This is a genomic window from Aquimarina algiphila (assembly GCF_007489275.1).
Taxonomy (GTDB): Bacteria; Bacteroidota; Bacteroidia; order Flavobacteriales; family Flavobacteriaceae; genus Aquimarina; species Aquimarina algiphila.
In genome coordinates this window covers 1-261 of sequence record NZ_VLNR01000261.1, presented here as the reverse complement: position 1 = coordinate 261, position 261 = coordinate 1, and the positions used below count along the sequence as shown (strand labels likewise).

At 37.5% G+C, this 261-nt stretch carries 1 protein-coding gene; it reads left to right on the top strand.

Annotation, left to right across the window (positions count from 1 at the left end; translation table 11 throughout):
* The coding region (locus tag FOF46_RS31225) for a PKD domain-containing protein (RefSeq protein WP_143919303.1) at positions 1 to 261 on the top strand (261 nt) is incomplete at both ends.

The following is a 261-nucleotide window of genomic DNA, read 5'->3' as shown; positions in this document are numbered from 1 at the left end:
CGGCATCATTTACAGCTACTCCAGAGACAGGAGTTTCACCATTAGAGGTTAGTTTTGATGCTAGTGCATCTTCAGATCCAAATGGAGACGCAATTACATATAGTTGGGATTTTGGTAATGGAGAAACATCAACATTAGCAACACCTAAAGTAACATTTACAGAGATTAAGACCTATACAGTAACACTTACTGTAAGTGATGGTACTAACATTTCTACTCCTGTGACCAAAGATATTGTAGTCTCAGATGGTAATATTGCAC